This is a genomic window from Bacterioplanoides sp. (assembly GCF_965226395.1).
Lineage (GTDB): Bacteria > Pseudomonadota > Gammaproteobacteria > Pseudomonadales > Oceanobacteraceae > Bacterioplanoides.
This window is the reverse complement of sequence record NZ_OZ245358.1, coordinates 2,248,001-2,274,070: the sequence shown is the minus strand read 5'-3', so window position 1 is coordinate 2,274,070 and position 26,070 is coordinate 2,248,001. Positions and strand designations below refer to the sequence as shown.

Sequence of the window (26,070 nt, the reverse complement as noted above, 5' to 3'; positions counted from 1 at the left end):
TGATTAAACGTTCATTTAGCAACAGCCAGGCCAGCTCACCAGCACACTGACAATAAAATCAACTTTGTCTGCAAAGTTGCCCGATAGCGACATTTTAATAATGATAAATGACGTATTTAGTACTTTTTAATCAACCCCATTTTTTCCTTGAAAACACGGAGTGATGTGGGTCGTTCTTACAAAGAAACAGTACGCACCAATTAGCGACATCTTATGGTCGTAATGCACTCTATTGTTATTGATATCTGCATGGTTATTTTTGTTGGTACTTATACAGATGTTTTTTATATCGGCATTATTGATTCGTGCCGCAATCAACTGGCTTCAGGTCGTTTTTAATCCATGGCGCGGCAGGTGTATCAGGCACCATACAAGTTGGGCTCTTATGAACACCCCAAAAAAGTGAGCAACCCGACAAAGCGAGACATGCCATGGCTGTATACACCCCTATTGATCAGGAGGATATGACCTCCTTTATTCAGCAGTTCAACCACAACCGTCTGCTCAGTTACAGCGGTATTCAGGGGGGCGTTGAAAATACCAATTACCGCTTGTCGACCAGTCAGGGCGATTATGTTCTGACGCTGTTTGAACACCATTGCGCCGCCGAGGTGGAAGACTTTGTGCGGCTCGCGACCTTTCTGCAACGCCAGGGCATTCGGGTACCGGCACCGTTAACAGATAGCGACGGCAACTGGCTGCACACCATCAAAGATCGCCCGGCGATCCTCTGCCCGCTGCTGCCGGGCCATCACCCACAACAGATCAGCGCCAATCACTGCTGGCAGATCGGGCATAAGCTGGCGTCGATTCATCAGCTGTCTGGCGAGTTGGATAACCCGAGAAAAAACGATAAAGGCTTTAACTGGTGGCAGTCGGCTTACACCAGTCTGAGCGCTAACCTGAACAGCAGCAGCTATTCGTTAATGAGTAAAGAGATGGCCTGGCAGCTGAATCACCGCGATGTCTGGCGCAGCTTGCCGGGAGGCTGGATACATGGCGATCTGTTTCGTGATAACACCTTATTCAGTGCTGCCGAACCGGGCAAACCAGAGCAGCTGAGTGCCCTTCTCGATTGGTATAACGCCTGCGAAGGGGTCTGGATTTATGATCTGGCAATTGTTGCCAACGACTGGTGTTGTGATGAATACGGCGAATGGGATAACGCCTGTTATGAGGCGTTACTGAGCGGTTATCAACAAGTGCGGCCGTTTACGTCATTAGAGCGTTATCACTGGCCGTTGGTGCTGCGCGGTGCCGCCCTGCGCTTTTGGTTATCGCGACTCGATACCTTACAGCATCAGCAACAAAGTGGCTCCGACGGTATTCGCAAAGACCCTGACGAGTACCGCCGTAAACTGGTAGCTCGCCAGAAAGCCTTAAGCCCGGAACTGACGGTGAACTATTAAGCCCTGGTTAAATTCAGACCGGGGCAGAGTACAGAGTGTAGAGTCCAGGGACATGATTAATCATGCCCCTGTAAGACCACGGTGCGATTGCCATGCAGAAACACCCGATGCTCGATATGCGCTTTAATCGCCCGGGCCAGGGTTAAGCGTTCGGTATCGCGCCCTTTGGCGGCCAGTTTTTGCGGCGTATAGCTGTGATCAACCGCTTCTACCGCCTGACTGATGATTGGCCCTTCATCCAGATCCTGACTGACGTAGTGAGCCGTGGCCCCCACCAGTTTCACACCTTTTTCAAACGCCTGATGATAAGGCTTAGCGCCTTTAAAACCGGGTAATAACGAGTGGTGGATATTAATCGCCTTACCGTGTAAACGACCACACATCTCTTCCGATAACACCTGCATATAGCGCGCAAGAATCACCAGGTCGGCACCGGTTTGTTCAATCAGATGCCAGACCTGAGCTTCCTGCTGCGGTTTGGTTTCTGCCGTGATCGGGAAGTGGTAGTACGGAATACCGTACCAGGCGGCCAGCCCCTGTAAATCGGGATGGTTGGAGACAATGGCAGCCACTTCAATATTCAGGTGGCCGGTTTGCTGGCGATGCAGCAGGTCCTGCAAGCAGTGATCGTATTTCGACACCATAATGATGCAACGCGTTGGCTGACGGGCATTACGGATATGCCAACTCATGCCAAAGGCTTCGGCACATTTGGCGAACTCCTGCTGCAACTGCTCAATAGAAACGCCAGTTTTTTCCGGATCGTTTTTTTCAGGATAAAACTCGGCCCGAATAAAAAATTCACCGGTTTCGGTGTCATCAAAGGTCTGTAATTCCGTGACGTAGCAACCTTGTTGAAACAGAAAGCCGGTCACCAGCTCAACACTGCCAATCACGCTGGGGCAATGCCCGGTTAATACATAGCTTTCATCGGCTGTTATGGACATAACTCAGCCCTCGCAGAAATAAAGAGACAAACGGAAATACCCCGGCGACAGCCGGGGCTCTTGCATAGAAAAATCAGCCAGCCGAGGAAAATCAACCGACCGATAAAAGTCAGCTGAACGAGAAGCCGTATTCGCTGGCAGCGTCCTGAATCCAGGCCGCGATATAGTCGGCAAAACTGCGACGAATAATCAGCTCCCATTGCTGCTCGGCTACTTTGCGCAGCGTACAACCGGTTTTGGCGAAGTTGGTGTTGACCACCTTGCCCACTGGGAAGTTGGACGGGTGCACGTCGTAGTGCACCGACTTCATCAGCACGTCTTCGGCATGAGCACCACTGAGCATCACAATGGTTTGTCCGCCAGAGACGTTGACCACCTGATAATGACCCGTGAGCGTTTCCCGTAAAGCGGTTTCCAGCGCAAAGGCCTGGTCTCCGGCCAGCGTGATCAGCCAGCTGTCCGGAGACAACCAGCGCACCACATAGGCACCACTGGTGATACTTTGCAGACAACCCGGCAGTGGTGCTCCCAGAACCTGAGCGGCACCGTCTTTAAACGCCTGATCGTCAGGCTTACCACGCAGAATGATATGCCCCATCAGCGCCAGCTCGGTCGCCTCAACTCCCGCTTTAGCCGTGCTGCTAACCGGGCCAGCCCAGTCAATATTCACCAGTGGACTCTGTGCCTGAGTGGGACTGTCGGCATGTTGATTCATCACCGCACAATCATTCATCACGATGGCTTGAGTAAGATCAGACATTCTGGCGTCCTCCTTCCGGATCATAAAATACCGGGCTGCAGATCTCAGCTTCGATCACTGAGCCATCGGTTTGAGGGTAATACACGGTCTCGCCCATGCGGTTAAAACCGTTTTTAATCATGCCCAGCGCAATACTGTGACCCATTACCGCGCTGTAATAGCTGGAGGTAATGTGGCCGAGGATTTCTGCCGGTACTTTGTATTGACGGCTGTTTACCGCCGCCGCACCTTCAACCAATACCGCCTTAGGGTCTTTTGGCTTAATGCCCACCAGCTGCTTACGGTTGTCACGCAGCGGATCGCTGCGGTTCATACCGCGCTTGCCAATAAAACTGAATGGCTTCTTCATCGACACCGCCCAGCTCATGCCCAGATCCTGTGGCGTAACACTGCCGTCGGTATCCTGACCGGCAATAATAAAGCCCTTCTCGGCACGCAGAACGTGCATAGTTTCGGTACCGTATGGGGTAATGTCGTACCGCGCACCAACCTCCATCAGACGTTGCCACACCTGTAGGCCATAGTTGGCCGGCACGTTAATTTCGTACGACAGCTCACCGGTAAAGGAGATACGGAAAACCCGTGCCGGGATGCCATCAACTTTGCCCTGACGCCAGTCCATAAATTTAAAGGCGTCTTTATCCAGATCGATGTCATCGGTTAACTGTGCCAGCAACTTGCGACAGTTTGGCCCGGAGATGGTCATGGTGGCCCAGTGATCGGTCACCGAGGTCATAAACACTTCCAGTTCCGGCCATTCGGTCTGATGGTACAGTTCCAGCCATTCCATCACCCGTGCCGCGCCACCTGAGGTGGTGGTCATCAGGAAGTGGTTGTCGGCCAGACACGAGGTCACACCGTCGTCAAACACCATGCCGTCTTCACCACACATCAGGCCATAACGACACTTACCAACCGCCAGTTTGGCCCAGGCATTACTGTAAACCCGACCCAGAAACTCACGTGCATCCTTACCCTGAATATCAATTTTACCCAGCGTTGAAGCATCCAGAATGCCGACGCTGTTACGCACGGCAAGACATTCGCGATTGAGTGAGTCCTGCATGGATTCACCGTCTTTCGGGTAATACCAGGGGCGCTTCCACTGACCCACATCTTCAAACAACGCACCCTGCTGCACATGCCAGGAATGCATGGCGGTATAACGCTCCGGATCAAACAGGTCACGGCAGTGACGCCCGGCAATGGCACCAAAGGTGATTGGCGTATAGTTCGGACGGAAAATGGTGGTGCCCACTTCCGGAATGGATTTACCCAGCACCTGCGCCGCAATGGCCATACCGTTGATGTTACCCAGCTTGCCCTGATCGGTACCAAAGCCCATGGCGGTATAACGCTTCACGTGCTCGATCGACTCGAAACCTTCACGGGTCGCCAGTTCGATACCCGCCGCAGTGACATCGTTCTGATAATCAACAAACTGCTTTGGTGCACGGCTTAACGGCTGCACGTGTGGTGCAATATACAGCTCCATCGGTGCCGACGACGTTTGTGTATCAACGTGATAAACCGGTGACGGCGTTGCCACCTCAAAGCCCAGTGTCTGTGCTACTTTATGCGCCGCGTTCTGACCTTCGATCAGGCAGTCACGCAACTCATAGTGACCGCGTACACCACCAGCGACCAAACGGTGTTCATGGCTGTCACCTGGTACAAAACCAAAGATTTCAGCATTCCACACCGGACGAGAACCGGTATGACACGACAGGTGAACCGCTGGGCTCCAGCCACCAGAGGTAGCAATGGTGTCGCACTTAATCTGCTGTTGTGGGCCAACCAGTACTTTGCCGTCGTCGCTGAGGCCGCCAATTTTAGCGCCCTTCACCCGGGTGCTGCCGATGGCTTCACACACCACCGAGCCAAATATCACGTTAATGCCCAGTGCTTCTGCCTGCTTCACCCGATCGCCGTCGGCCGCAGCACGACTGTCGACAATCGCTGCCACTTTACGGCCTGCTTCATGCCAGGCAATAGCGGCGTCATAGCCGTCATCGTTGGCCGTACCCACCACCAGCGACTGACCCGGCACCACGCCATAACGACGCACGTAGGTTGTCACTGCGGAGGCCACCATCACTCCGGGAATATCATTGTTGGCGAATACCAACGGGCGCTCTTGCGCACCGGTGGCCAGAATTACCCAGCTGGCGCGTACTTTGTGCATACGCTGGCGTTTCATCTTTACGCCATCTTGTTCTGGCGCACGATCACCCAGATGATCCGCCAGACGCTCATGAATGGTCAGGAAGTTGTGGTCGTGATAACCGTTAACCGTAGCGCGTGGCAGCAATACCACATTGTCGCGCTCGGCTAACTCGGCAACGACACTGTTGACCCAGTCGGCAGCAGCGCTGTCATTGATCGTGCGCTGACTGCTTAACAGTGAGCCACCAAATTCTTCCTGCTCGTCAGCCAGAATGACGCGTGCACCTGTGGCAGCCGCCGCACGGGCCGCCGCCAGACCGGTTGGCCCGGCACCGACAATCAGCACATCGCAGTGACGATTGATATGGTCGTATTTATCAACATCAATTTCTTTGGCGGCTTTACCTAAGCCCGCCGCTTTACGAATGTATTTTTCGTACGTTGGCCACATGCCCACCGGGCCCATAAAGGTTTTGTAATAAAACCCCGGTGGCATCATTTTTCCGCCGACTTTACCCACGTAAGACATCAGGTCGAATTTAACGCCGGGCCAACCGGCCACGGCAGAACACACCAGACCGTCGTATAACGCCTGTTGAGTGGCGCGGATATTCGGTATTTGTGTGGCTTCAGTCGCGCCCACCTGCATGATGGCATTCGGCTCATCAGCACCGGCCGCAACTATGCCCCGCGGGCGGCTGTATTTAAAACTGCGGCCAATAATATCAATGCCGTTGGCCAGCAGTGCTGAGGCCAGCGTATCACCCTGATAACCGCTGAATGATTTGCCATTGTAGGTAAAGGTTAATGGCTGCGTACGATCAATACGTCCGCCAGAGTCAGTACGATTTGCTTGTGCCATCACACTTCTCCTTATTTGGTAACTGCAAGTGCAGGTTTTGTTGCACCCGATTCGGGCTTCGCCATATCGAGCACGGGCTGGGGTTCAGCGCCCAGTAAATAACTCTGCTCAATTTTGTAGGTCACGGTATTGCGGCTGACGTTAAAGAACTTTCCACAACCCGCGGCGTGATACCAAAGCTCCTTGTGCTGGCCTTTGGTGTTTTTGCGGAAGAACATATAGTTCGCCCACTCTTCATCGCTGCAGTTGTCGGGTTCCAGCGGACGCTTAATATGCGCCTGACCTTTGGCATGAAACTCTTCCTCTTCGCGGAATTCGCAGCAGTGAGGACAATAAATATGCAACATGGTGTTTTTCCTCTGAATAATGCCGGATCAGTGCGCCACACCGGCAGCGCCGTGCTCGTCAACCAAGGCACCGGTGACAAAGCGTTCGAGTGAGAAAGGTTCCGCCAGAGGGGCTGGCTTGCCGTGGGCCAGAGTTTCAGCAAACACATGCCCAGAACCCGGTGTGGCTTTAAAGCCACCGGTACCCCAGCCGCAGTTGAAGAACAGGTTTTTCACCGGCGTGCTGCCAATAATCGGACAGGCATCCGGCGTGGTATCCACAATGCCACCCCACTGACGATTCATACGTACCCGGCTGACGGTTGGGAACATTTCCACAATCGCCTGAATCGTGTGCTCAACAATCGGGTAAGAACCGCGCTGGCCGTAGCCCACCCAGGAATCAATACCGGCACCAATCACCAGGTCGCCTTTATCCGACTGGCTCATATAGCCGTGCACATGGTTCGACATCACCACGGTATCGAGGAAAGGTTTGATCGGCTCGGATACCAGTGCCTGTAACGGGTGTGATTCAACCGGTAACTGGAAGCCCGCCATACGTGCCATCTCACCGGAATTACCGGCGACCACACAACCCACACGGTCGGCCATCAGCTCACCGTATTGGCGGGTTTTAACGCCACGGATGGTGTTGGAGCCGTCGATGATCATATCGACCACTTCGCAGTTCTGGATCAGGTGTACGCCTAAGGCGCTGGCAGCACGGGCATAACCCCAGGCCACCGCATCATGGCGTGCATTACCGGCACGACGCTGCACCGAAGCCCCCAGAATCGGGTAACGTGCGTCTTTGGAGCAATCCAGTGTTGGAATTTCTTTTTGCAGCTGGGCAGCATCAATCATTTCGTTATCAATGCCCTGCAGGCGGTTGGCATGTACCAAACGCTCGTTATTACGCATGTCCTGAAGGGTATGGCAGGTGTGATACACACCACGCTGGGAAAACATCACATTGTAATTCAGCTCCTGAGACAGCCCTTCCCACAGCTTCATGCCGTGTTCATATAAAGCTGCCGATTCATCCCAGAGATAATTAGAACGCACAATGGTGGTGTTACGAGCGGTATTACCGCCCCCCAGATAACCTTTCTCCAGCACCGCGATATTGGTGATACCGTGATTTTTAGCCAGGTAATAAGCGGTCGCCAGACCATGACCACCACCACCAATAATGATGATGTCGTACTTTTTATTCGGCGTTGGGTTGGCCCACTGTCGCTCCCAACGTTCGTGATGGCTGAATGAATGTTTCACCAGCGACAAGCCGGAATACTTTTCCATTGCTCTGGTTTCCTCAATAAATACATGAATAGAGCTACGTGGGCCGCGGCCCTGCGTGGACAAAGGCAATGATTGCCGTAGCGCTATTTAGCCGTATTTCAGATTGAAGAAATTTGCAAAACACGACATCGAAATGCCTCTTTTGCTCGTCAGAGACAGGACAGAATTAGGTCAAAAAAAGCCAGTAGGCGAGGTAAAAACCCGTTTAATACTAAGGTATTGCAATTTGCAGGTGGGCTACTTACTCTGAGCGACATCGTTGAAGTACTGGTGACAGCGCAGGTAAAGAAGAATGACAAAACTGCTGGCTTTTCTGACTGTAACTCTGATGACCATTCAGGCCCACTCGCTGGTGTTGAGTGAGGTTGAAGTCCCGCAATCCATTACCGCCCGGGATAACCAAACGGCCCTGTCACTCAAAGGTGCAGCCATCCGCCGTACCTACGGCATTATCAAAACCTACGTGGGCCAGCTGTATCTGGCCGACACCAATTTAACCGCCGAGCAGATACTGGCCAGTGAGGGTGCTCGCCGAATGGTGTTTCATATCGTCACCAACCGGGCACGTAACCGCCGCTTTATCAGTTCCATTAACGACAGCCTGCCGCAAAATCTCAGCGCCGAAGAAATAGCAGTACTGCGCCCACGGCTGGATAAAATGGGTAGCCTGCTGGATGTTCCGCTGGAAAAAGACACGGTTTTTTATATCGAATGGGAGCCCGCCAGCCAGTTAAATTATCTGGTCGTCAATGGCGAGCTGAAAGGCAGTGTGCCAGGGCTGGATATTAACAACGCGATTCTGCAATTATGGATTGGTGAAAACCCGATTGGCCGCGACTTTAAACAGGAAATCCTGGGCCTGGCCGAAGCCAGGGATTAACCCACAAGCTCTTTAAGTGCAGATTAATAATCTCGCTCGACACAAGTGACAATATCATCACAATACATTCTCGCAAGGTGTTGCAATTTAACAGTGGCATCCTTACTCTGAAACACAACCTTGATGTACTGGCGATCCCGCAGGCTAATAACCATGAATAAACTGCTGGCCTTTCTAACGGCAACCTTTATCAGCATTCATACCCACGCTCTGATTCTTAACGACGTTGAAGTCCCTGAAACCATTACTGCACTGAATAACAATACACAACTTGCCCTCAAAGGCGCAGCCATTCGCCGCGCCTATGGCATTGTTAAGTCGTATGTTGGCCAGCTGTATGTCAGCGATACCAGCCTTAATGCCGAAGAATTATTAGCCAGTAATAATGCCCGCCGTATGGTGTATCACGTGACCTCGAATCGGGTCAGTTATCGTCGCTTTATCTCTTCCATTAATAATGGTTTGCCATTAAATCTCACGGATGAAGAAATTGCTGCCATTCGCCCGCGCTTAGAAAGCATGAAAAGTTTTCTTGATGTTGATTTTGGTGAGGGCACCATTGTTTATATCGAGTGGGATCCGAACGATGGGTTAAACCACGTTATGGTCAATAATGAGTTGCGCGGTAGTGTGCCAGGACGCGACTTGAACGATGCTATTTTAAAATTATGGATTGGTAAAAACCCGGTTGGTCGTGATTTTAAACAGGAAATTCTTGGCTTAAGCACCCCACAAGACTAAGCTGCTTTTTTAAATCTGCACTCCAGGCTGAACTCACGATAGAATGCCGCTTACAAATTTGTTTGCGGCACTGAGGAATTTATCGTGACGTCTTCTCAACGGCTACTGACGGCCTTACTGTTCTCCCTGCCTTTGTCCTTACCTTTATCTGGTTGCACGGTTATGCCCTCTGAAGATGTACCTCAGCTTTCAACTCACTCCAGTACATCAACTAACACCAATAATACCCAGACCGGCACTCAAACAAATTGGACAGAGCTGCAAAGTACACCGCAGTTTAGTGCCCAGCGTCATGGGCGGTTTTTCCTCATCACACTAAACACTCCACACCGGGTCATTTCCACCAGTGCCTATAACGGTGGTGAACAAACCCACCTGAACTATCTGGTGAATCATCAAAGCATGGAAGCCCGTGCCGATATGCGTTGGGTTAACCGGGTGCTGAGCCATTCGAAACAACAATATCAACAGTTAATTGCCAATGAACTAGGGCTGAATGCAGAGCAAATGGCCTTAATGGGTACCGCTGCCAATATGCAGTTACTGGCGCATCAGCAAGAAGTTTTTCAGGTGGACGATGCTGATGCCTTAATTGTGGATGTGTATGCCACCGCTGGAGTGCGTGGCAATGCCATGCGTGCCGGCGACTCAACCAGTTGGTACGAAACTCCAACAGGTAATAAAAAATACACGCCGAATCAGATCCAAACGCCGCAGAAAAATGATATGAACGGCACCATCAATATTATGGTGCTGATTAATCAGCCAGTGGCATCCGGGGCAATGAATAAATTGCAGATTATTACCACTGAAGCCAAGTCCGACGCCCTGAATGAACTTGCCATCAGCAGCCGTTACAGCCGCCATTTAGCTACTGGAACCGGCACCGATCAGATGATCATTGCCAGCCCCATCGCCACTGATGGAGAGTTTATGCTGGAGAGTGGCAGCGGCCATTTAAAACTCGGCGAACTGGTCGGTACGGCGGTACGCCAGGCGGTGAAACAAGCGCTGGTTTGGCAGAATGGTTTACCGGCTGCCGAACAAGCCAGTATTTACACAGCACTGGGGCGCTTTGGCCTGACGGAAGCGAATTTTATTACCCGTTTATCTGCTTATTTACCCGAATCAGAACAGCAACAGGCCAACAATAATCCGTATGCCTTCAGCCATGAGAATCGCGTCGTTGCTGCTGCTTATGCGTTGGCCAGCGTGTTAGACCGGTTCCACTATCAAACCCTGACGCCTCATATTCAGGCAGAAACCCTGCGTGATTTTGCCGCTCAGGCGGCGGTAGCTTTATCCGGAAAAAGTGATCGTTATGGTAATTATTGGCAGCAACTACAAACTCCGGCAGCTAACCTGAAAAACGAAGCCGATGCGATTGAATTATTTATTCAGGCACTGGCAATTGGCTGGCTGGATAAATGGCCGGATCACCTGCTGCTACAAGATAAAGAGCTGGTACAAGATCAAGCGTTGATCAATAGTGATCATAAAAAAACCATCGCCTTGCTGCATATTAACCCTCAGCTGGGAGATTTAGACGGCAATACCGCGTTATTAAAGCAGGCCATCATGCAAGCGGCACACGCCGGAGCTGACTGGATTTTAACGCCAGAACTAGCCATCAGCGGCTATCGTTTTACCTTAGCGATTGGTGATGACTGGATTCAACCAGCACCGGATCGCTGGACCGCGGAATTACAACAGCTTGCTGATGAACTCGATGTGGTGCTTTTTTTAAGCCATGCTGAAAAAGCCAGTGATTCTGACAAAAACAACTCAAGCCAAACAAACAAATACAACACATTGTTTGTGATTAATCGCGACGGCCGGATCATTGGCAAGCATCATAAAATTCAAACGATTCCGGTGTCTGAGGCGTGGTCAAGCAAAGGCGAACAACCTCAGTTAGTGACGGTGGATCAGCAGCAAGTCGGATTATTAATTTGTGCCGATGCCTATCGCCCGCAACACGCTCAGGCATTACAACAAGCCGGGGCCGATCTTATTATTTCGTCCGCCAACTGGGCGCCCGGTGAATACGGCCCGGGCGATAGCTGGCGTGATCGTTCAGCTGAAACCGGTCTCCCCGTCTTTGTGAATAACCGCACCGGCCTGGAAGTTCGCCCGGCGGTTGATGGCAAAGTTTCACAATTCGACTTGCGCCAGGCCATCAGTGCCGTGGCGTATCAAGGTGAGCACAAAGCTGAGCATCAAAGCCAAAACAACAGCCTGTTATTGGTTGAATGGGATTTTGCTCAGCAACAACTGATCAGCCAGAAGAGTTTTGAGCTTCAGCAATAACCGCATCACCTTCAGGCTGTGCCATACTGCTATTAACTCAGATAAATGGAATATTATTTATGCGACCGTTATCCATAATATCTTCTCTGTTGTTAGTTGGTTTATTAACCGGCTGCCAGGCCAGCCATCAGGTTGACGATGGCTCCCCCCGCAATGGCGACCTTGACCCCAACAAGCCCAGCTTAACCGTATGGCATGAACAAACTCAGCAATGGACCACGCCGGAAGCGTTTTTTGAATTAGAGCTGACACGCTTAAATGGCCCAACTTACGGCACCCGCACCGCCGGTAATTACCCGGATTATGATTCGGTTGAAGAATGGCAAACTCTGATTGACCAGCTCCCTGATGGCCGTGTTTGCCCGATGGTGTTCTTCCATAAACGCTGGCGTCGCCTGCCAGACGTTCTGGCACTGGATGAAAGCCTGCGTAATTACGATGGCTGCCGGGATGTATTTAAGTTCTGATTATGAGCAGCTCGTTATTCTGGCGTCATAACGGCCTGCCTTATGCCGAACTCCGGCGTGTTAACGATGGCCGTAAGGTGAATTATGCCCCACACAGTCACCCGCAATGGTCGATTGGGGCAATTACCGAGGGGCGATGTACGTTTCAATATCGTCAGGATCATTACCCGATCAGCAGCGGTGACTTAGTGATGATGAATCCACAATGGGTTCATAGCTGCAATCCGGTCGAAGATCATCCCTGGGCATACTGGATGATGTATATCGATACCCATTGGCTGATGCAACTACTGCAGGATGCCGGGTTATCGGCAGATAACGTATGGCAACCGATTAACCGGGCGGTGATACCCCCACAGGATCATACAACGAACTGGTATCAGGATTATTGTGAAATGGCTGCGGTCTTCTCCGATAACACCAGCCCATTATTGGCAAAACAATCCTTACTGATTGATTTTTTATTATCGCTGATGGGTTGGCTGAGAAATACCACCACTCAAATAGTATTGCCACCCCGTGCTTTAGAGGCGGTTGCTCAGCGACTTACCGATAACCTGAGTGAAACACCCACATTGGCTGAATTACAGGCGATTGCGGATTGCAGTGAGGGCCACCTGATTCGTAGCTTTAAATCACATTACGGCCTGACACCTCACGCCTATTTAATTAACCAACGTATTCAATACAGTCAGCAATTACTAAAACAAGGCCAGGGTATCGCCGATATTGCTCAACAACTGGCGTTTTCAGATCAGGCACATTTTCAGCGAGCGTTTAAAAAACTAACGGCGACCACACCCGGGCAATATCTGAAAAACGCCTTATAAAGCTTATAAAAGCGACCAGCATACGCTAAACAGCAAGAGTACAGATAAACCACGATTAAAAGCCTGTAACCATGATGGCTGTTGTAACCAGCGGCGGAAATACATTCCTGATATAACCCAAACTGCCAACGACAACCAACAAACCGGGCCATAAATCGCCGCAAAGATCAGCAGCTCATCTTTCCCCTGGGCATAGGTGGCAATACCCGCAGCAGACGCCAGCCAGGCCTTAGGGTTAAGCCACTGCATCAGAAAACCCGACCAAAAACCCGGAAAATGATGATCAGATTCCGACAGGTCACCACTCGCCCGGAATAACATCCAACTTAAATATATTAAGAAAATAACACCCGCCCAATGCAGCCATTGATATGTCTCGGGATAAACAATAAAGAGCTGATTCAGCCCCAAACCCACCAGTACAAACAACAGTAAAAAACCCAGCGTGGCACCACTGATAAAAATAAAACCATAACGTAAGGGGTAACGAATGCCGCTGCTCAGGCCAACCAGATTCACCGGCCCGGGAGAAATCGACGATGCCAGCGCAAACGCTGACATGGAAAGAAGAATAGAAAATGACATACCACCTCACATCAAAAAACAGATGTGCGGCAGTATGTCGTGCTCACTGCCTCAGATATTGAACAAAACTGACCAGCCCTCATTTGATAATGATTATCAATTTGATGTATATTATTATCAATAGTAATGCCATAACAGGGATATCCAGTTGAGCCTTCACGAAAAAATTGCGCTGTTTGTTGATGCCGATAATGCACCGGCAGACCGTATTGAATTTATCCTTTCAGAGCTTGCAACTTATGGCAGCGTCAGTATCCGCCGGGCTTATGGCAATTGGACAAAAGACAGCTTAAAACCATGGCGCGACATTCTTCATGAATACGCGGTACAACCTATACAACAGTTTGATTTAACCAAGCAGAAAAACGCTTCAGATATTGCGTTAGCTATTGATGTTATGGATGTGCTTTATACCAAAGCAGTCGATGTGATCTGCTTGGTCTCTTCCGATTCAGACTTCACTCCCGTTGCAACCCGTGCGATTGCAGAAGGAAAGCGAGTATTAGGGTTTGGTGAGCGAAAAACTCCGGAGCCTTTTGTAAATGCCTGTTCCAGCTTTTTATTTCTTGATAAGCCAAAAAATATTCCAGAACAAAATAGCAACCCGGAGAAAAGTAAAGCACAGCAACTGAAATCAGATACCCGCTTGATAAAGTTACTACGACAAGCCATTACAGCTGTCGAAGATGAAAATGGCTGGGCCAGATTAGGCCCCATCGGCAGCCATATTAAAAATCACACATCTTTTGATCAGCGCAATTATGGCTATCAAAAGCTGAGTGACCTGATCAAGGATATCGACTTATTTAATATAAAAAGAGACAAGGGAAAGAGTTACGTCGTTCAGGACAAACGACGCAACAAAACCTGAGAAACATCACCTGGACGACATCGCCCAAAAGATTATTTCACCTCAGTATTCTTCAGGCTCAATACTCTCTGACGCAAATCATCGGCACTGACCTGTTGAGGTTCAACAGCCGCTCCCGCGGTTAATGATACCTTCGACCAGAAGCGCTTCGGTTTTGTTGTCAGTGCATGTCCATCTTTATGAGAGAAGAAACTGCCCCATAAGCCATCCAGTGCCATCGGAATAACCGGCACTGGAGTTTCTGCAATAATCCGTTCGATGCCCTTTTTAAATTCGTCCACCTCACCATCCTGGGTCAGTTTCCCTTCTGGGAAGATACACACCAACTCACCATCGTCCAGCTCAGATTTAATGCGTTTAAACGCCGTTTCATACAGCTCAGCATCGGCTTTGGGTGAACAGATTGGAATGGTTTTCGCCAGTTTAAAAAAGGTTTTTAGCCCCGGCATCTGAGCAATGGTTTTATCCATCACAAACCGGATCGGGCGTTGATACGTCCCGGCAATTAACAGCGCGTCCACATAACTCACATGGTTACACACCAGCACCGCCGGGCCATGTTCAGGAATGTTGTCTAACCCTTTGTGCGACACCCGATACAAGGTATGACTCAGCATCCAGATAAAAAAGCGCAGAACAAATTCAGGCACCTGAGCATAAACATAAGCAGCAACCATTAAATTCAGAATCGCCAATACCAGAAAATAATCGCCAATCGACATTTCCAGTACCGCCAATAGCAGAATGCCAACCCCGGCACTAACCACCATAAACAGCGCATTGAGTACGTTGTTGGCGGCAATAATCTGCGCCCGGTTTTTATCATCGCTGCGCTGCTGAATCAGTGCCTGTAACGGCACCACAAACAAGCCACCAAATGCACTGAGCAAAGCGATATCCACCATCAGTCGCCAGTTAGCAGAATTCTCGATAAAGGCCATGGCTGTCATGCCTTCAACAACCTGAATCTGATCAATGGCAAACCATAAATCAAGACCAAATACACTCATGCCAACCGAGCCGATAGGCACAATACCTAATTCCACTTTATGGCCAGATAATTTTTCACACACCAATGAGCCCGCAGCCACCCCCAGCGAAAACAGCGTCAGCAACACCGTGACCAGTTGTGTTGAACCGCCCAGATATTCTTTGGAAAAATTCGGAAATTGAGTCAGGTAACTGGCTCCGATAAACCAGAACCAGCTAATGGCCACGATGGATAAAAACACCGCACGGTTTTCACGCGCCTGTTTAATAGTATTGGCCAGCTCGGTAAATGGATTCCAGTTGATGCTCAACGCTGGATCATTTGCTGCTGCTTGCGGAATAAAACGGCTGGAAAACAAGCCGAATACGGCAAACAACACCACACCGGAAGCAATCCAATAACGGCTATCGTCAAAGTCAAATAACACACCAGCACAAATAGTACCGGCCAGGATGGCAATAAAGGTGCCCATTTCCACCAAAGCATTACCACCCACTAACTCATCCTGCGATAAATGTTGCGGCAATAACGCAAATTTCACCGGGCCAAAAATGGCAGACTGCAGACCCATTAAAAACAGCAAGGCCATCAGCCCCCAGACATTACCGGCTAAAATCGATACCGCTGCCAGCAACATAATCAGCACTTCCAATCCTTTAACCCAGCGGATCAATTGTGACTTTTCCATTTTATCGGCAATTTGCCCGGCAATCGGAGAAAATAAAAAAAACGGCAGAATAAAAATACCGGCCGCCAGATTAGTTAACAACGCACTGTCTTCATGACTGACAACCCCACCGAAGGCGATCATCAGTAACAACGCATTTTTATACAAATTGTCGTTAAATGCGCCGAGGGCCTGGGTTAAAAAATAGGGTAAAAAACGGCGCTTGGATAATAATGAAAACTGACTGTGCTCACTCATTGAGGGCATCCTTTTGCTATTCATGAAATCAAGGCTCAGCGAGACCAGGAGTTAATGTAATGATGTATTAACGACTCGATCATCGAGTCGGCATTGCTCAGGTGATCAGCAAACAATTTATCATTCAGCGACAGCGTACAGATACCATGCACCGATGCCCAGATCGTTCGGGCCGCCTGGCGGACATTCTCAGCGTCGGGAGATAATTCAGCCAACGCCTGTTCAATAATGGCAAACAGCTGATCGATACGCTGTTGCTGCCAATCAGGAATCTCATCACCGTCAGGTAAGCGATGTTCAAACAGCAGTTGCCAACAATAAGGGTTTTGCCGGGCAAATTGCAGATAAGTTTTGCCAAAGGAATGCAGCCGTTGCAACGGCGACAGCTCAGTTGCTGCATGATGTGCCAGCTGCTGCGCCAGACGGTCCAGCGTGATAGCGCTGACACTCAGCAATAAATGATCATAACTGCCAAAAACGTTAATCAAAGTAGCCGGAGAGTAGCCAATGGCTTGCGCCAACTTGCGCAAGCTCATGGTGTCGGCTGGCTGTTGCTGCAAATGCTGCTGCATTGCCTCCAGTGCCAGAGAGCGTATTTCGTCGTGAGTATGATCTTTTCTGCGCGCCATGCTTAGAGCCTTAACCTTGAATACCAGCAGTATAGTAAACACCGTTTAAAATTCTAGCTTTATTTTAAACAGTGTTTATAATCCATATTTTATTCGAACCAATACAGTGAGGAAACCGAATGAAAACCAACCAAAAGCGAGTAATCACTTATGCCTTAGGGCTCGGATCATTAAGTTGCAGTGTTGCGTTGGGCAGCCAGTTAGCAACCGTACTACTCATTGGCTTGTATGGCTTACGTCGTATCCGCGCGTTTCGTAGCATGATGAGTTAAAGCTGGTTAACATAGCGTCACAAAAACCTCGTATTTATTAACCTGATTCGAAGGTTTTACAGAATATTAGATTGATAAAACTGAGGGTCTGACGAGCAATTATTTGTTGATCTGGCTCACACTCGGATAAAAATTTCAGACGCAGTAGACATTTTTGCTGTTTAAAGTTTGATCGTTCAGAGAATCTGCCTATTGTGAGTGTCAGAGAGGATACTGACCCGAAGGATTTTGATTTAATCGAATGTAGAGATCGTTAAAATGATTAAAGAACTGATTGCACTGACTGCCATTGTAACTCTGTTAACCGCTTGTGGTGGCGGTGGCGGATCATCTTCAGAAGGTGATAATTTATTTGCCGCAGATGATACCCCGTCATTTGGAGACGATACTCAAAATCCAGGAGATACATCAAACCCTGGAGATAGCCAGACTCCGGATGAGAAAGACAGCACTGCAAGACTCACAGGTGCCTTTGTCGACAGCGCAGTGATCAACATCGGCTATCGCACCGATTCTTTACAAGGCGTCACCGACTCGAAAGGCCAATTCCAGTACCTGGAAGGCGAAAGCATCACATTCTTTATTGGTGACCTCGAGTTCCCAACAGTACCCGCCAGCGAAACTGTGACACCGTTAAATCTGGCCGATACCGATGATGTATCAGCTCCAGAAGTCATTAACATGTTACGTCTGCTGCAAACACTGGATCGGGATGGCGATGCTGAAAATGGCATTACCATCACAGAAGCAGCAAAAGATGTAGCCACAGTGATTGATTTTGATGTGCCTGCCTGTGATTTCGAATCGGATTCAGCCGTCATCGCTCTGGTTGCGAACTCAGGTTCAACAAACACCGAACTGACTCCGATCTACGAAGCAGTGACTCATTTTGAAGAAGCATTGGGCCTGAGAGCGGATTCATAAAAATAACTCAGCCTCTCCCCAAACAATGACAGTCTCAGCCCGCAATGGTAGCCTTGCGGGCTTGTTTATCTAATTTATTGTGAATCTAATTTTTTACCAATAAGTACCGAGACTGTCGAATGAGCGATTTCCCACAAGCCAAAGCTACCTTCCTGCAACAACTGCAAAGCGATGACCATCAATTTGCCAGTACCCTCGCCTTTATCGAAACCTGGTTTGATTTCACACCATCAGCTTTCCAGAATGGTTCGGTTGCCAATGCCGTTGATCAGAATCAGGGCAGCTGCAAAGTTTTTGCCCTGGCACAGCTGCTGGAGCTGACTCAGGGACAGGCATTACGTTGTTTTGGCGAACATCACCGTGATGTGGTTGCCACTCCGGATGTGGACAACCATCACAATCTGCGTCATTTGTTAAAAGAAGGCTTAGCCGATATCACCTTTGAGCAGTTCCCACTGCAACAAAAAGCCTGAATGCTATGACTAGCACGGACGTCAAAATCAAAGCGGGATTAGTCCCGCTGACCACCCTGACCTTCAGCGGCGATGACCTGGAACAGATTCAGCAGCAGCTGGCGCAGAAAAAAGCTGAAGCCCCAGCGTTATTTAATAACCTGCCCTGCGTGCTGGACCTCAACGGATTGGATGCCATCGATCTGGCACAGTTAAAAACTATTTGTCGGAACTCAGGATTACAGGCGGTTGCCGTCAAAAATTGCCCAGGCACCATTCAACCACAGCTAAATGATTTGCAACTGGCAGACCTGGGACGTGGACAAACCAAACACGCTCCTTCGGCTTCGCAAAATGCTGTAAAAAATCAGCCCGCTGTTGAAGAAAAACATCAGCGTGCCGTTAAAATTCACAGCGCGAACGTACGCTCAGGCCAGCAACTGTATTTTGATGGTGACCTGTTCATTATGGGTATGGTCAGTGCTGGTGCTGAAGTGATTGCCACGGGTGATGTCCATATTTACGGCGCCTTGCGTGGCCGGGCGCTGGCCGGAGCCAAAGGTTGCGAAGCGGCAATTATCAGCGCTCAACAATTTGAAGCAGAATTGGTTGCCATCGCCGGGCAATATAAGTTGTTTGAAGATCAACACGAGCGGCATAAACAGCCAGTGGTGATTCAGCTCAACCAGAGTGACGCTGACGATAGCGCTAACTTGAACATTATGGGTGTTTCATAAATACTGCTTGCAGTTTAAATACGACACGACACTAAAATTAAGGGATTCACGCCTTGGCTAAAATCATCGTTGTTACCTCCGGTAAAGGCGGAGTGGGAAAAACCACCTCCAGTGCAGCCATTTCTGCCGCACTGGCGATGAAAGGGAATAAAACCGTTGTTATCGACTTCGATGTGGGTCTGCGTAACCTCGATCTGGTCATGGGTTGTGAGCGCCGCGTGGTATACGACTTCGTCAACGTTGTTCAGGGTGAAGCCACTCTGAAGCAAGCGCTGATCAAAGACAAACGTCTTGAAAATCTGTTTGTTTTACCAGCCTCACAAACCCGTGACAAAGATGCCCTGACCATTGAGGGCGTGGAAAAAGTGCTGAACGATTTATCCACAGATTTTGATTACATCATCTGTGACTCTCCGGCAGGCATCGAGCATGGCGCTCAGATGGCACTGTATTTTGCTGAAGAAGCCATCATTGTCACTAATCCGGAAGTGTCTTCGGTACGCGACTCAGACCGTATCATTGGTATTCTGCAAAGCAAGTCGCGCATGGCTGAGCAAGGCAAAAGTGTGAAAGAGCATTTATTGCTGACCCGCTACAACCCGGAGCGGGTTGATCGCGGCGAAATGTTATCGGTCGAAGATGTGGAAGAAATTCTTGCTATTCCACTGCTGGGTGTTATCCCGGAATCCGAAGCCGTACTCAAAGCCTCCAACCAGGGTATCCCGGTTACTCACGATGAAGAAAGTGATGCCGGCCAAGCGTACGATGATGCCGTTGCCCGTTATTTAGGTGAAGATCGCCCACATCGTTTTCTCGAGAAGCAGAAAAAAGGCTTCCTGAAACGTGTCTTTGGTGGCTGAGGAGAGCAGCATGAGTTTGATGGATATGTTTCGCAAGGAGCAAAAAACTTCCGCCAACGTCGCCAAAGAGCGCCTGCGTGTTCTGGTCGCCCACGACCGTCTGCGTAATAACGGTCCGGATTACCTGCCCCAGTTACAGCAGGAAATTCTGGCAGTAATTCGCAAATACGTTCAGATCGAAGATAACGATGTGAACGTACAACTGGAGCAGCAAGGGCAAACGTCGGTGCTGGAACTCAATGTGACCTTGCCAGAAGATCAATAACCTTCTCTTTTACGCTATGCAAACACTTATCAACAGCTGGACTCAGAAGTCCTGGGTGCAGCGCGTTGGCCTGCTACTGGCCATCATCAGTTATGGCCTGTTATATCCGGGCGTAATGGAGCCCATTATGACTCTGAGCGCTTCAGTGAGCTTATTTGGCTTAAAAACTCAGATGTTCCATGAAACCCGCTCCATATGGGAAACCGTCGAGACCCTGCATAATCTGGGCTACAGTGGCGTTGCGGTTGCCATTGTCACCTTCAGTGTGGTGATTCCGGTAAGCAAAGCGCTGCTGATTATTTTCACCTGGTTAAAACCCTCGCCCGGTCGCTGGCGCTTTATTGCTGCGGTGAGTAAATGGTCAATGGCTGATGTATTTGTGGTCGCCATTCTGGTGTCCTTCTTTACCGCTCAGGCTACTGCCGAACTGGAGGCTGAATTACTGCAAGGGTTCTACTGGTTTACTGCGTTCTGTTTATTGTCGATCGCTTCGGGACAGTTACTGGCATATCAAGCCTCAACAAATAAATAGCGCGATCTATAACTCCATATAGAAAGCGCGAATACAATCTTCTGCTAAACTTTTCGCTATCCACTTTATTATTGAGTAGCGACTGTATGACCACCGTAGCCCTGCACCATATTCTGTTAAAAAGCCCATTATTGGCCGACGACATCGTTAAAGAACTGGAGCTGGGTGCGGATTTTGGTGACTTAGCGGAAGAATACTCCGCTTGCCAATCAGCCAGCAATCAGGGATTTGCAGGTTACCACCACATCGATACCTTACCGGCTGCACTGGTTAAAGCCCTGAGTGACTGGAATGGCGAAACGCCCTATACACCAGCGGTAAAAACTCATATGGGGTTTCATATCCTCAAGCCTGTCGCCAAACTGGAACGCGAAGTGTTAACCGACGAACTGGCCGATAGCGATATCTAATCCATTAAATACAACCCCAGTGCTTCTCTGGCACTGGTGGCAATCAGCGATTGTTTAACGGTGACTGAGTCAGCCAATAACTCAATCCGCTGCGCTGCCAGGCTAATCAGAATATGTTGCTCGCTATAAGCCTCTCCACCTTGTATTGAATCGCCATTCTTAACTACGCCGTCCTGCACTATAAAAAAACCCAGCGTTGGCATACTGCCATCTTCGTTATAAATCACTCCTTCATACTCATTATCTGAATCCAGCTCAACGGCTCCTGGTGTGCTGGATCGAATTTCAACAATAGCAAAGCGTTTAGGTGCCGATAAAAAATCCCGCGCCACCTCGTACACCAGAATATGAGGCGCGCATTGATCACCCACTCCATATAAGAAAACAAAATCGCTATTCTCACCAGAGTCTGGAGTTAGGCATATTAATAATTCATCAAAAAACACAGTCATCTCTTTTAATATTTTGCCTGCTTACGAATCGCCCCCGGAGTCTCTCCAGTGGTTTGTTTAAAGGCTTTACGAAACGCGGCTTCTGATTCATAACCACATTGCTCAGCAATATCGAGCATCGAGCGGTTGGTGTATTTCAACAGCTCCGTAGCTTCACGCATACGCCACAAGGTCAGATAACGCATCGCTGGCATGCCGACCAGTCTCTGAAACAGCGCAGCAAACGAAGAGCGCCCCATGCCGGATTCCTGCGCCAGGCTCACTAAACTCCAGTTGTGTTGTGGCTGGTTGTGAATTGCAGCCAGCGCTTTGCTGATTTTGGGATCAAACAAGGCCACCAACAAACCTTCTTTTAACCGGCCACTTTCAATTTGCTGGCGAATCACCTGAACAAATAACAGATACACCAGCTGATTCACCACTGCCAGAAAACCGGGGTTACGTTGTTTAAGTTCAGCGACGATATAATCAATAAACGCCCGCAATACGGGTTGCAGACTTTGCTGGCTTAAATCCAACACAATCACATCTTCCAGACTGTCTAATAACGGCCACGCCGCTTTATTGGTGAAATCAAAATAGCCACAAATCATTTCTGTGGTTACCGGCTCACTCGAATCAAATCCGGCATTTACCAATTCTGCAGCAGGCGGTTGTTCACTATGAGAAATGGTATGCGCCAGATCACGTGGAAACAGCACCAGGTCACCGGCATTTAATACCCGGGATGGCTGCCCTTCGATATGTAGCCAGGCACGTCCGGCACTCACCAGATGAAATGGAATATGACGCTTGCCGGAAGTATCGACCGCCCAGGCACCACAAAAGCTGCCACTGACATACACTTCTCCGTGCAGTTGTAAGCCAATCAGCAAAGAGCTGAGGGCATCCGGCTGGCCGATATCCACATTGTTTGCTTCAGGGTTTGAAATCTCACTGCTTGGACTATTTGACATGTTTTTAACACCATTAAGCATTATTAATCCACAACAACATCACTATAGTGTGTACATCAGCTGGCAACAACCAGCGATTATTAATACCTAACCTACAAAGGACACACATCATGAAAAACGTATTTCAGACCCTGCGCCAAACGTTCGCATTACTGGTATTGGCAACTTTAAGCCTGGGTGCATTAGCAGGCACACCGGTTACCCGTGAAGATGGTGTAACTGTTATTAACCTGGATGAATACAATGGTTATTTCTCTGCCCACGAAACAGTGGCAGGTTTAAAAGCGGGTGAATATGAATTTGTTATCACCAATAAATCAGACAAGTTAGTTGGCTTCCAAATTCAGGATCTGGCCACCAAATCAAACCTGGATATGTTCCCACTGGAGCCAGGTGAGAAGCGTGTTTCTCGCGTTAGCATTGGTAAAGAAGGTGTGCGTTTCCGTTGCCCGATCAACCCAACTCCATGGTATGACCTGGATGTGATCAAGTAAGTTTTAAGTTGTTTTCTATCCTACCTCCTTAGGCGTCTTCGGGCGCCTTTTTTCTTTTCTTTACGGATTTATCGCCGTGTTTTTTATATAGTAATCGGGTGATTTATCAACCGGATTTTTACTATGTCTTCTCCCGAACAACTAACCCCGGAACAACAACAAGCTATTGAAGCCGCCACCTTTCGTCGTTTATTGCAACATCTGGACGACAACAAAGAGGTTCAGAATATCGAGCTGATGAATCTGGCTAATTTCTGCCGCAACTGTCTGGCTAAATGGTATAAGTCAGCGGCTGAAGCAGAGAATCTGGCCGTAGACTACGACCAGGCACGCGAAGCCGTCTACGGCATGCCTTACAGCGAGTGGAAAGAAAAACACCAAAAACCAGCGACGCCAGAACAACTGGCTCAGTTTGAAGCGAAACAAAAATAACCGTTATTAATAACAAGGATCGGCTAATGCGCGCATTGATACTCTCGCTGATGGTTATCAGCAGCATGACGTTATCGGTAATCACTCTGGCCGATGAGCGTTATATCCAGGTTAGTGGTCAGGGTAATATTCTGGCGATGCCGGATTATCTGCAGATTAATCTGAACGTTCAGGCAACCGCCAGCAGTTTAAAACAAGCCAAACAGCAGGTGGATCAGGCGATGAACCAGCTGCTGAAAACCACCCAATCACTGAACATTGCTGAAGCAGACATTGATGCCGCTCAGATTCATAATCAACCTCAATATGACTGGATTAACAACCGTCGTGAATATCGCGGCGAACAGGTTACCCGCGATGTCAGCATTACGTTACGAGATAAAGAAGACTATGCCGAACTGGCCCATCAACTGTTAATGATTGATGAAATTCGGATTCATGGCAGCCAGTTAAAGTTCAATGACCGTCAGGGGCTGAAAAATCAGGCGTTCGCCAAAGCCGTAAAGGCCGCTTTTGCTAAAGCATCACTAATGGCACAGGCCAGTGATAACAAACTGGGTAAGGTATTAATGATTCAGGAAGAAAATGCCCATGCGCCACAACCTATGATGGCGATGGCAAAGGCTATGTCAGCTGATGAATCGGCGGCGCCTGCGCCCATGTTAATTCAGAAGCAAAACATCGAAGCCAGAGTTATTGTCCGTTACCAATTAAAATAAAGTGGGATGAGAAATGTCAGCGCCAGCCATTAAACCAGGCCGCTATCGCCATTATAAAGGCATGGAATATCAGGTGATCGGAATCGTGAAACATTCTGAAACCGAAGAAGCGTTAGTTCTGTATAAAATGTTATACGGAGACTTCAGCAGCTGGGTTCGTCCGTATGAGATGTTTATTGAAACCATTGATATTAATGGTGAAATTAAACCCCGGTTTGAGCTTATCGAGGCTGATGCTGAATGACCCCAGCTATTAACAGCGCTAAAAAAGCCAACATTGCGTTCACTGTGCACGAATACCAACACGACCCAAACAGTGAATCTTACGGCGAGGAAGCCGCGGCAGCATTAGGGTTAAATCCGGCTCAGGTATTTAAAACTTTATTAGTCAGCCTGACAGGCCATAAAAGCCAGTTAGGTGTTGCTGTGATTCCAGTGAGTCATCAGCTGAGTTTAAAGGCGATTGCTAAAGCGTTTGGTGCCAAAAAAGCGGAAATGGCCGACCCTAAAGTTGCTGAGCGAACTACCGGTTATATTGTTGGCGGCATCAGCCCGATCGGACAAAAAAAAGCGCTGCCCACCATGATCGATAGTAGCGCTGAATCACAGCCTCAAGTCAATGTCAGTGCTGGCAAACGAGGTCTGGAAATTGAACTTTCACCACACGATTTAGCAAAGCTGACTCGTGCATCCTTTGCCACTATTGTGGCCTGACTTATAAATCTTTATCAGCGGCTCAGCTCACCTTAGCCAGCTGACCTTCCATCCATAAGCCCGGCAAGTCTTTGATTGAATCAATAATAAATTCGGGTTTAATCACTCCCAATTCATCCTGCCGCTGGTATTTTCCGGTGCGCACTAAACAACCATGAATGCCACAGTTTTTAGCGGCCATCACATCCGACATCAGGTCATCACCAACCATTAATGCCTGCTCGGGTTTTACACCCAGATGATTCAGTGCCTGCTGGAAAAACGATGACGCCGGTTTTCCCATCACCAGAGCAGACTTATTGGATGCAAATTCCAACGCTTTGACAAAAGGCCCGGCATCCAGCTGTAACCCCTGCTCGTCTGCCTGAAAACGCGACATTCCTAATCCCATCAACAAGGTATCAGGCGATTTCATCAGAATACGGAAGGCGCGATTCAGGATGAAATAATTCCAGTTAGCACCCAGATCACCAATAATCACGCCCTGCGCTTCTTTATCATTAAAACTCACCACATCATCAAATTCATGACGGATAGCATCGGGAACAAATACCGCCATTTTTTTACCCGGGTGAGAGGCGATCCAGTCCCGGGCTGCCACAGCAGGCGTTAAGATCTGATCTGGAGAGCACGGGATTTCAGAGGAATTCAGACGAGCGCTGATTTGCTCCCGGGATAAGGTTGTGGCGTTTGAAACAAATAAATAGGGAATCTGTTGCTGGCGCAGCCATTTCAGAGTCTCTGCTGCACCATCAATGATGGCCCCCTGCTGATAGATGACTCCATCAATATCAAACAGAATTGCTTGCATAGTCGCTACCCCGCTGGCTGTTTCTTTTAAACTAGC

The 26,070-nt window shown here is 49.1% G+C and carries 31 protein-coding genes; 20 read left to right on the top strand and 11 right to left on the bottom strand.

Translation table 11 applies throughout. The features are described from left to right. Positions 1-431: 431 nt before the first annotated feature. Positions 432-1,409, top strand: coding sequence for a homoserine kinase (locus tag ACO05E_RS10490; RefSeq protein WP_419812883.1), 978 nt, complete (start codon positions 432-434; stop codon positions 1,407-1,409). A gap of 56 nt (positions 1,410-1,465) precedes the next feature. Here the strand turns inward: ACO05E_RS10490 and purU are convergent, their stop codons facing one another. The 5 genes from purU to ACO05E_RS10465 all read right to left on the bottom strand — a co-directional run bounded on the left by purU (position 1,466) and on the right by ACO05E_RS10465 (position 7,775). Then, positions 1,466-2,356 carry a formyltetrahydrofolate deformylase gene (gene purU / locus ACO05E_RS10485; protein ID WP_419812882.1) on the bottom strand — a complete coding sequence of 297 codons (891 nt, stop codon included), beginning with the start codon at positions 2,354-2,356 and terminating at the stop codon, positions 1,466-1,468. A 109-nt stretch (positions 2,357-2,465) separates the two neighbouring features. Next, positions 2,466-3,116 (bottom strand): sarcosine oxidase subunit gamma, encoded by a 651-nt coding sequence (locus ACO05E_RS10480; protein ID WP_419812881.1) that lies wholly within the window; start codon positions 3,114-3,116, stop codon positions 2,466-2,468. Further along, a complete protein-coding gene (locus ACO05E_RS10475) occupies positions 3,109-6,144 on the bottom strand; it encodes a sarcosine oxidase subunit alpha family protein (RefSeq protein ID WP_419812880.1) in 3,036 nt (1,011 codons plus the stop codon). Before ACO05E_RS10475 ends, ACO05E_RS10480 begins: the two co-directional genes overlap by 8 nt. A gap of 11 nt (positions 6,145-6,155) precedes the next feature. Then, positions 6,156-6,491: a sarcosine oxidase subunit delta gene (locus tag ACO05E_RS10470; RefSeq protein WP_419812879.1), complete on the bottom strand. Its 336-nt coding sequence runs from the start codon at positions 6,489-6,491 to the stop codon at positions 6,156-6,158. Between the two features lie 27 nt (positions 6,492-6,518). After that, on the bottom strand, positions 6,519-7,775 hold the full coding sequence (locus ACO05E_RS10465; protein ID WP_419812878.1) for a sarcosine oxidase subunit beta family protein: 1,257 nt from the start codon (positions 7,773-7,775) through the stop codon (positions 6,519-6,521). A gap of 292 nt (positions 7,776-8,067) precedes the next feature. Here ACO05E_RS10465 and ACO05E_RS10460 point away from each other — a divergent pair, with 292 nt between their 5' ends. From ACO05E_RS10460 to ACO05E_RS10440, 5 genes are all read left to right on the top strand, one after another. Further along, complete coding sequence (locus tag ACO05E_RS10460; RefSeq protein WP_419812877.1) at positions 8,068-8,655, top strand: chalcone isomerase family protein; 588 nt, start codon at positions 8,068-8,070, stop codon at positions 8,653-8,655. Positions 8,656-8,808: 153 nt separating this feature from the next. After that, positions 8,809-9,396 carry a chalcone isomerase family protein gene (locus ACO05E_RS10455; protein WP_419812876.1) on the top strand — a complete coding sequence of 196 codons (588 nt, stop codon included), beginning with the start codon at positions 8,809-8,811 and terminating at the stop codon, positions 9,394-9,396. Positions 9,397-9,480: 84 nt separating this feature from the next. Beyond that, positions 9,481-11,706, top strand: a complete 2,226-nt coding sequence (locus ACO05E_RS10450; protein ID WP_419812875.1) for an adenosylcobinamide amidohydrolase — start codon at positions 9,481-9,483, stop codon at positions 11,704-11,706. 59 nt (positions 11,707-11,765) lie between these two features. After that, positions 11,766-12,173 carry a hypothetical protein gene (locus ACO05E_RS10445; protein WP_419812874.1) on the top strand — a complete coding sequence of 136 codons (408 nt, stop codon included), beginning with the start codon at positions 11,766-11,768 and terminating at the stop codon, positions 12,171-12,173. Positions 12,174-12,175: 2 nt separating this feature from the next. Next, positions 12,176-13,003 (top strand): AraC family transcriptional regulator, encoded by an 828-nt coding sequence (locus ACO05E_RS10440; RefSeq protein WP_419812873.1) that lies wholly within the window; start codon positions 12,176-12,178, stop codon positions 13,001-13,003. Positions 13,004-13,006: 3 nt separating this feature from the next. On the opposite strand, the gene ACO05E_RS10435 is transcribed toward ACO05E_RS10440, so the two are convergent. After that, entirely contained in the window at positions 13,007-13,588 is a 582-nt protein-coding gene (locus tag ACO05E_RS10435; RefSeq protein WP_419812872.1) for a LysE family translocator, read from the bottom strand. 148 nt (positions 13,589-13,736) lie between these two features. Here ACO05E_RS10435 and ACO05E_RS10430 point away from each other — a divergent pair, with 148 nt between their 5' ends. After that, complete coding sequence (locus ACO05E_RS10430; RefSeq protein WP_419812871.1) at positions 13,737-14,459, top strand: NYN domain-containing protein; 723 nt, start codon at positions 13,737-13,739, stop codon at positions 14,457-14,459. 32 nt (positions 14,460-14,491) lie between these two features. On the opposite strand, the gene ACO05E_RS10425 is transcribed toward ACO05E_RS10430, so the two are convergent. Together ACO05E_RS10425 and ACO05E_RS10420 are read right to left on the bottom strand one after the other, a co-directional pair. Beyond that, entirely contained in the window at positions 14,492-16,375 is a 1,884-nt protein-coding gene (locus ACO05E_RS10425; RefSeq protein WP_419812870.1) for an MFS transporter, read from the bottom strand. A gap of 35 nt (positions 16,376-16,410) precedes the next feature. Next, positions 16,411-17,004: a TetR/AcrR family transcriptional regulator gene (locus ACO05E_RS10420; RefSeq protein ID WP_419812869.1), complete on the bottom strand. Its 594-nt coding sequence runs from the start codon at positions 17,002-17,004 to the stop codon at positions 16,411-16,413. 119 nt (positions 17,005-17,123) lie between these two features. On the opposite strand from ACO05E_RS10420, the gene ACO05E_RS10415 reads away from it, so the two are divergent. The 8 genes from ACO05E_RS10415 (at position 17,124) to ACO05E_RS10380 (ending at position 21,456) form a co-directional block, all read left to right on the top strand. After that, positions 17,124-17,276, top strand: coding sequence for a hypothetical protein (locus ACO05E_RS10415; protein WP_419812868.1), 153 nt, complete (start codon positions 17,124-17,126; stop codon positions 17,274-17,276). Positions 17,277-17,534: 258 nt separating this feature from the next. Then, positions 17,535-18,200, top strand: a complete 666-nt coding sequence (locus tag ACO05E_RS10410) for a hypothetical protein (protein ID WP_419812867.1) — start codon at positions 17,535-17,537, stop codon at positions 18,198-18,200. A 119-nt stretch (positions 18,201-18,319) separates the two neighbouring features. Continuing rightward, positions 18,320-18,673 carry a HopJ type III effector protein gene (locus ACO05E_RS10405; protein ID WP_419812866.1) on the top strand — a complete coding sequence of 118 codons (354 nt, stop codon included), beginning with the start codon at positions 18,320-18,322 and terminating at the stop codon, positions 18,671-18,673. Positions 18,674-18,678: 5 nt separating this feature from the next. Continuing rightward, a complete protein-coding gene (minC, locus tag ACO05E_RS10400; protein WP_419812865.1) occupies positions 18,679-19,389 on the top strand; it encodes a septum site-determining protein MinC in 711 nt (236 codons plus the stop codon). A gap of 53 nt (positions 19,390-19,442) precedes the next feature. After that, positions 19,443-20,249 carry a septum site-determining protein MinD gene (gene minD, locus ACO05E_RS10395; protein ID WP_419812864.1) on the top strand — a complete coding sequence of 269 codons (807 nt, stop codon included), beginning with the start codon at positions 19,443-19,445 and terminating at the stop codon, positions 20,247-20,249. A gap of 10 nt (positions 20,250-20,259) precedes the next feature. Next, a complete protein-coding gene (gene minE / locus ACO05E_RS10390) occupies positions 20,260-20,514 on the top strand; it encodes a cell division topological specificity factor MinE (RefSeq protein ID WP_419812863.1) in 255 nt (84 codons plus the stop codon). Between the two features lie 16 nt (positions 20,515-20,530). Further along, positions 20,531-21,046 carry a paraquat-inducible protein A gene (locus ACO05E_RS10385; protein WP_419812862.1) on the top strand — a complete coding sequence of 172 codons (516 nt, stop codon included), beginning with the start codon at positions 20,531-20,533 and terminating at the stop codon, positions 21,044-21,046. An 86-nt stretch (positions 21,047-21,132) separates the two neighbouring features. Next, positions 21,133-21,456, top strand: coding sequence for a peptidylprolyl isomerase (locus ACO05E_RS10380; RefSeq protein ID WP_419812861.1), 324 nt, complete (start codon positions 21,133-21,135; stop codon positions 21,454-21,456). Here ACO05E_RS10380 and ACO05E_RS10375 read toward each other — a convergent pair. Together ACO05E_RS10375 and ACO05E_RS10370 are read right to left on the bottom strand one after the other, a co-directional pair. After that, positions 21,453-21,908 (bottom strand): hypothetical protein, encoded by a 456-nt coding sequence (locus ACO05E_RS10375; protein ID WP_419812860.1) that lies wholly within the window; start codon positions 21,906-21,908, stop codon positions 21,453-21,455. The two genes, ACO05E_RS10380 and ACO05E_RS10375, sit on opposite strands and share 4 nt — an antisense overlap. A gap of 5 nt (positions 21,909-21,913) precedes the next feature. Further along, a complete protein-coding gene (locus ACO05E_RS10370; RefSeq protein WP_419812859.1) occupies positions 21,914-22,864 on the bottom strand; it encodes an AraC family transcriptional regulator in 951 nt (316 codons plus the stop codon). Positions 22,865-22,974: 110 nt separating this feature from the next. Between ACO05E_RS10370 and ACO05E_RS10365 the strand changes: the two genes are divergently transcribed. The 5 genes from ACO05E_RS10365 to ybaK all read left to right on the top strand — a co-directional run bounded on the left by ACO05E_RS10365 (position 22,975) and on the right by ybaK (position 25,223). Continuing rightward, the gene (locus ACO05E_RS10365) at positions 22,975-23,358 is read left to right on the top strand and encodes a hypothetical protein (protein ID WP_419812858.1); all 384 of its coding nucleotides are present in this window, start codon (positions 22,975-22,977) and stop codon (positions 23,356-23,358) included. A 123-nt stretch (positions 23,359-23,481) separates the two neighbouring features. After that, the gene (locus tag ACO05E_RS10360; protein WP_419812857.1) at positions 23,482-23,790 is read left to right on the top strand and encodes a DUF1244 domain-containing protein; all 309 of its coding nucleotides are present in this window, start codon (positions 23,482-23,484) and stop codon (positions 23,788-23,790) included. Between the two features lie 26 nt (positions 23,791-23,816). Next, a complete protein-coding gene (locus ACO05E_RS10355; protein ID WP_419812856.1) occupies positions 23,817-24,509 on the top strand; it encodes an SIMPL domain-containing protein in 693 nt (230 codons plus the stop codon). A gap of 13 nt (positions 24,510-24,522) precedes the next feature. After that, positions 24,523-24,753 (top strand): DUF1653 domain-containing protein, encoded by a 231-nt coding sequence (locus ACO05E_RS10350; RefSeq protein WP_419812855.1) that lies wholly within the window; start codon positions 24,523-24,525, stop codon positions 24,751-24,753. Continuing rightward, positions 24,750-25,223: a Cys-tRNA(Pro) deacylase gene (gene ybaK, locus ACO05E_RS10345; protein ID WP_419812854.1), complete on the top strand. Its 474-nt coding sequence runs from the start codon at positions 24,750-24,752 to the stop codon at positions 25,221-25,223. Before ACO05E_RS10350 ends, ybaK begins: the two co-directional genes overlap by 4 nt. A 22-nt stretch (positions 25,224-25,245) precedes the next feature. Here the strand turns inward: ybaK and ACO05E_RS10340 are convergent, their stop codons facing one another. Continuing rightward, positions 25,246-26,034: a TIGR01458 family HAD-type hydrolase gene (locus ACO05E_RS10340; protein ID WP_419812853.1), complete on the bottom strand. Its 789-nt coding sequence runs from the start codon at positions 26,032-26,034 to the stop codon at positions 25,246-25,248. Positions 26,035-26,070 lie beyond the last annotated feature (36 nt).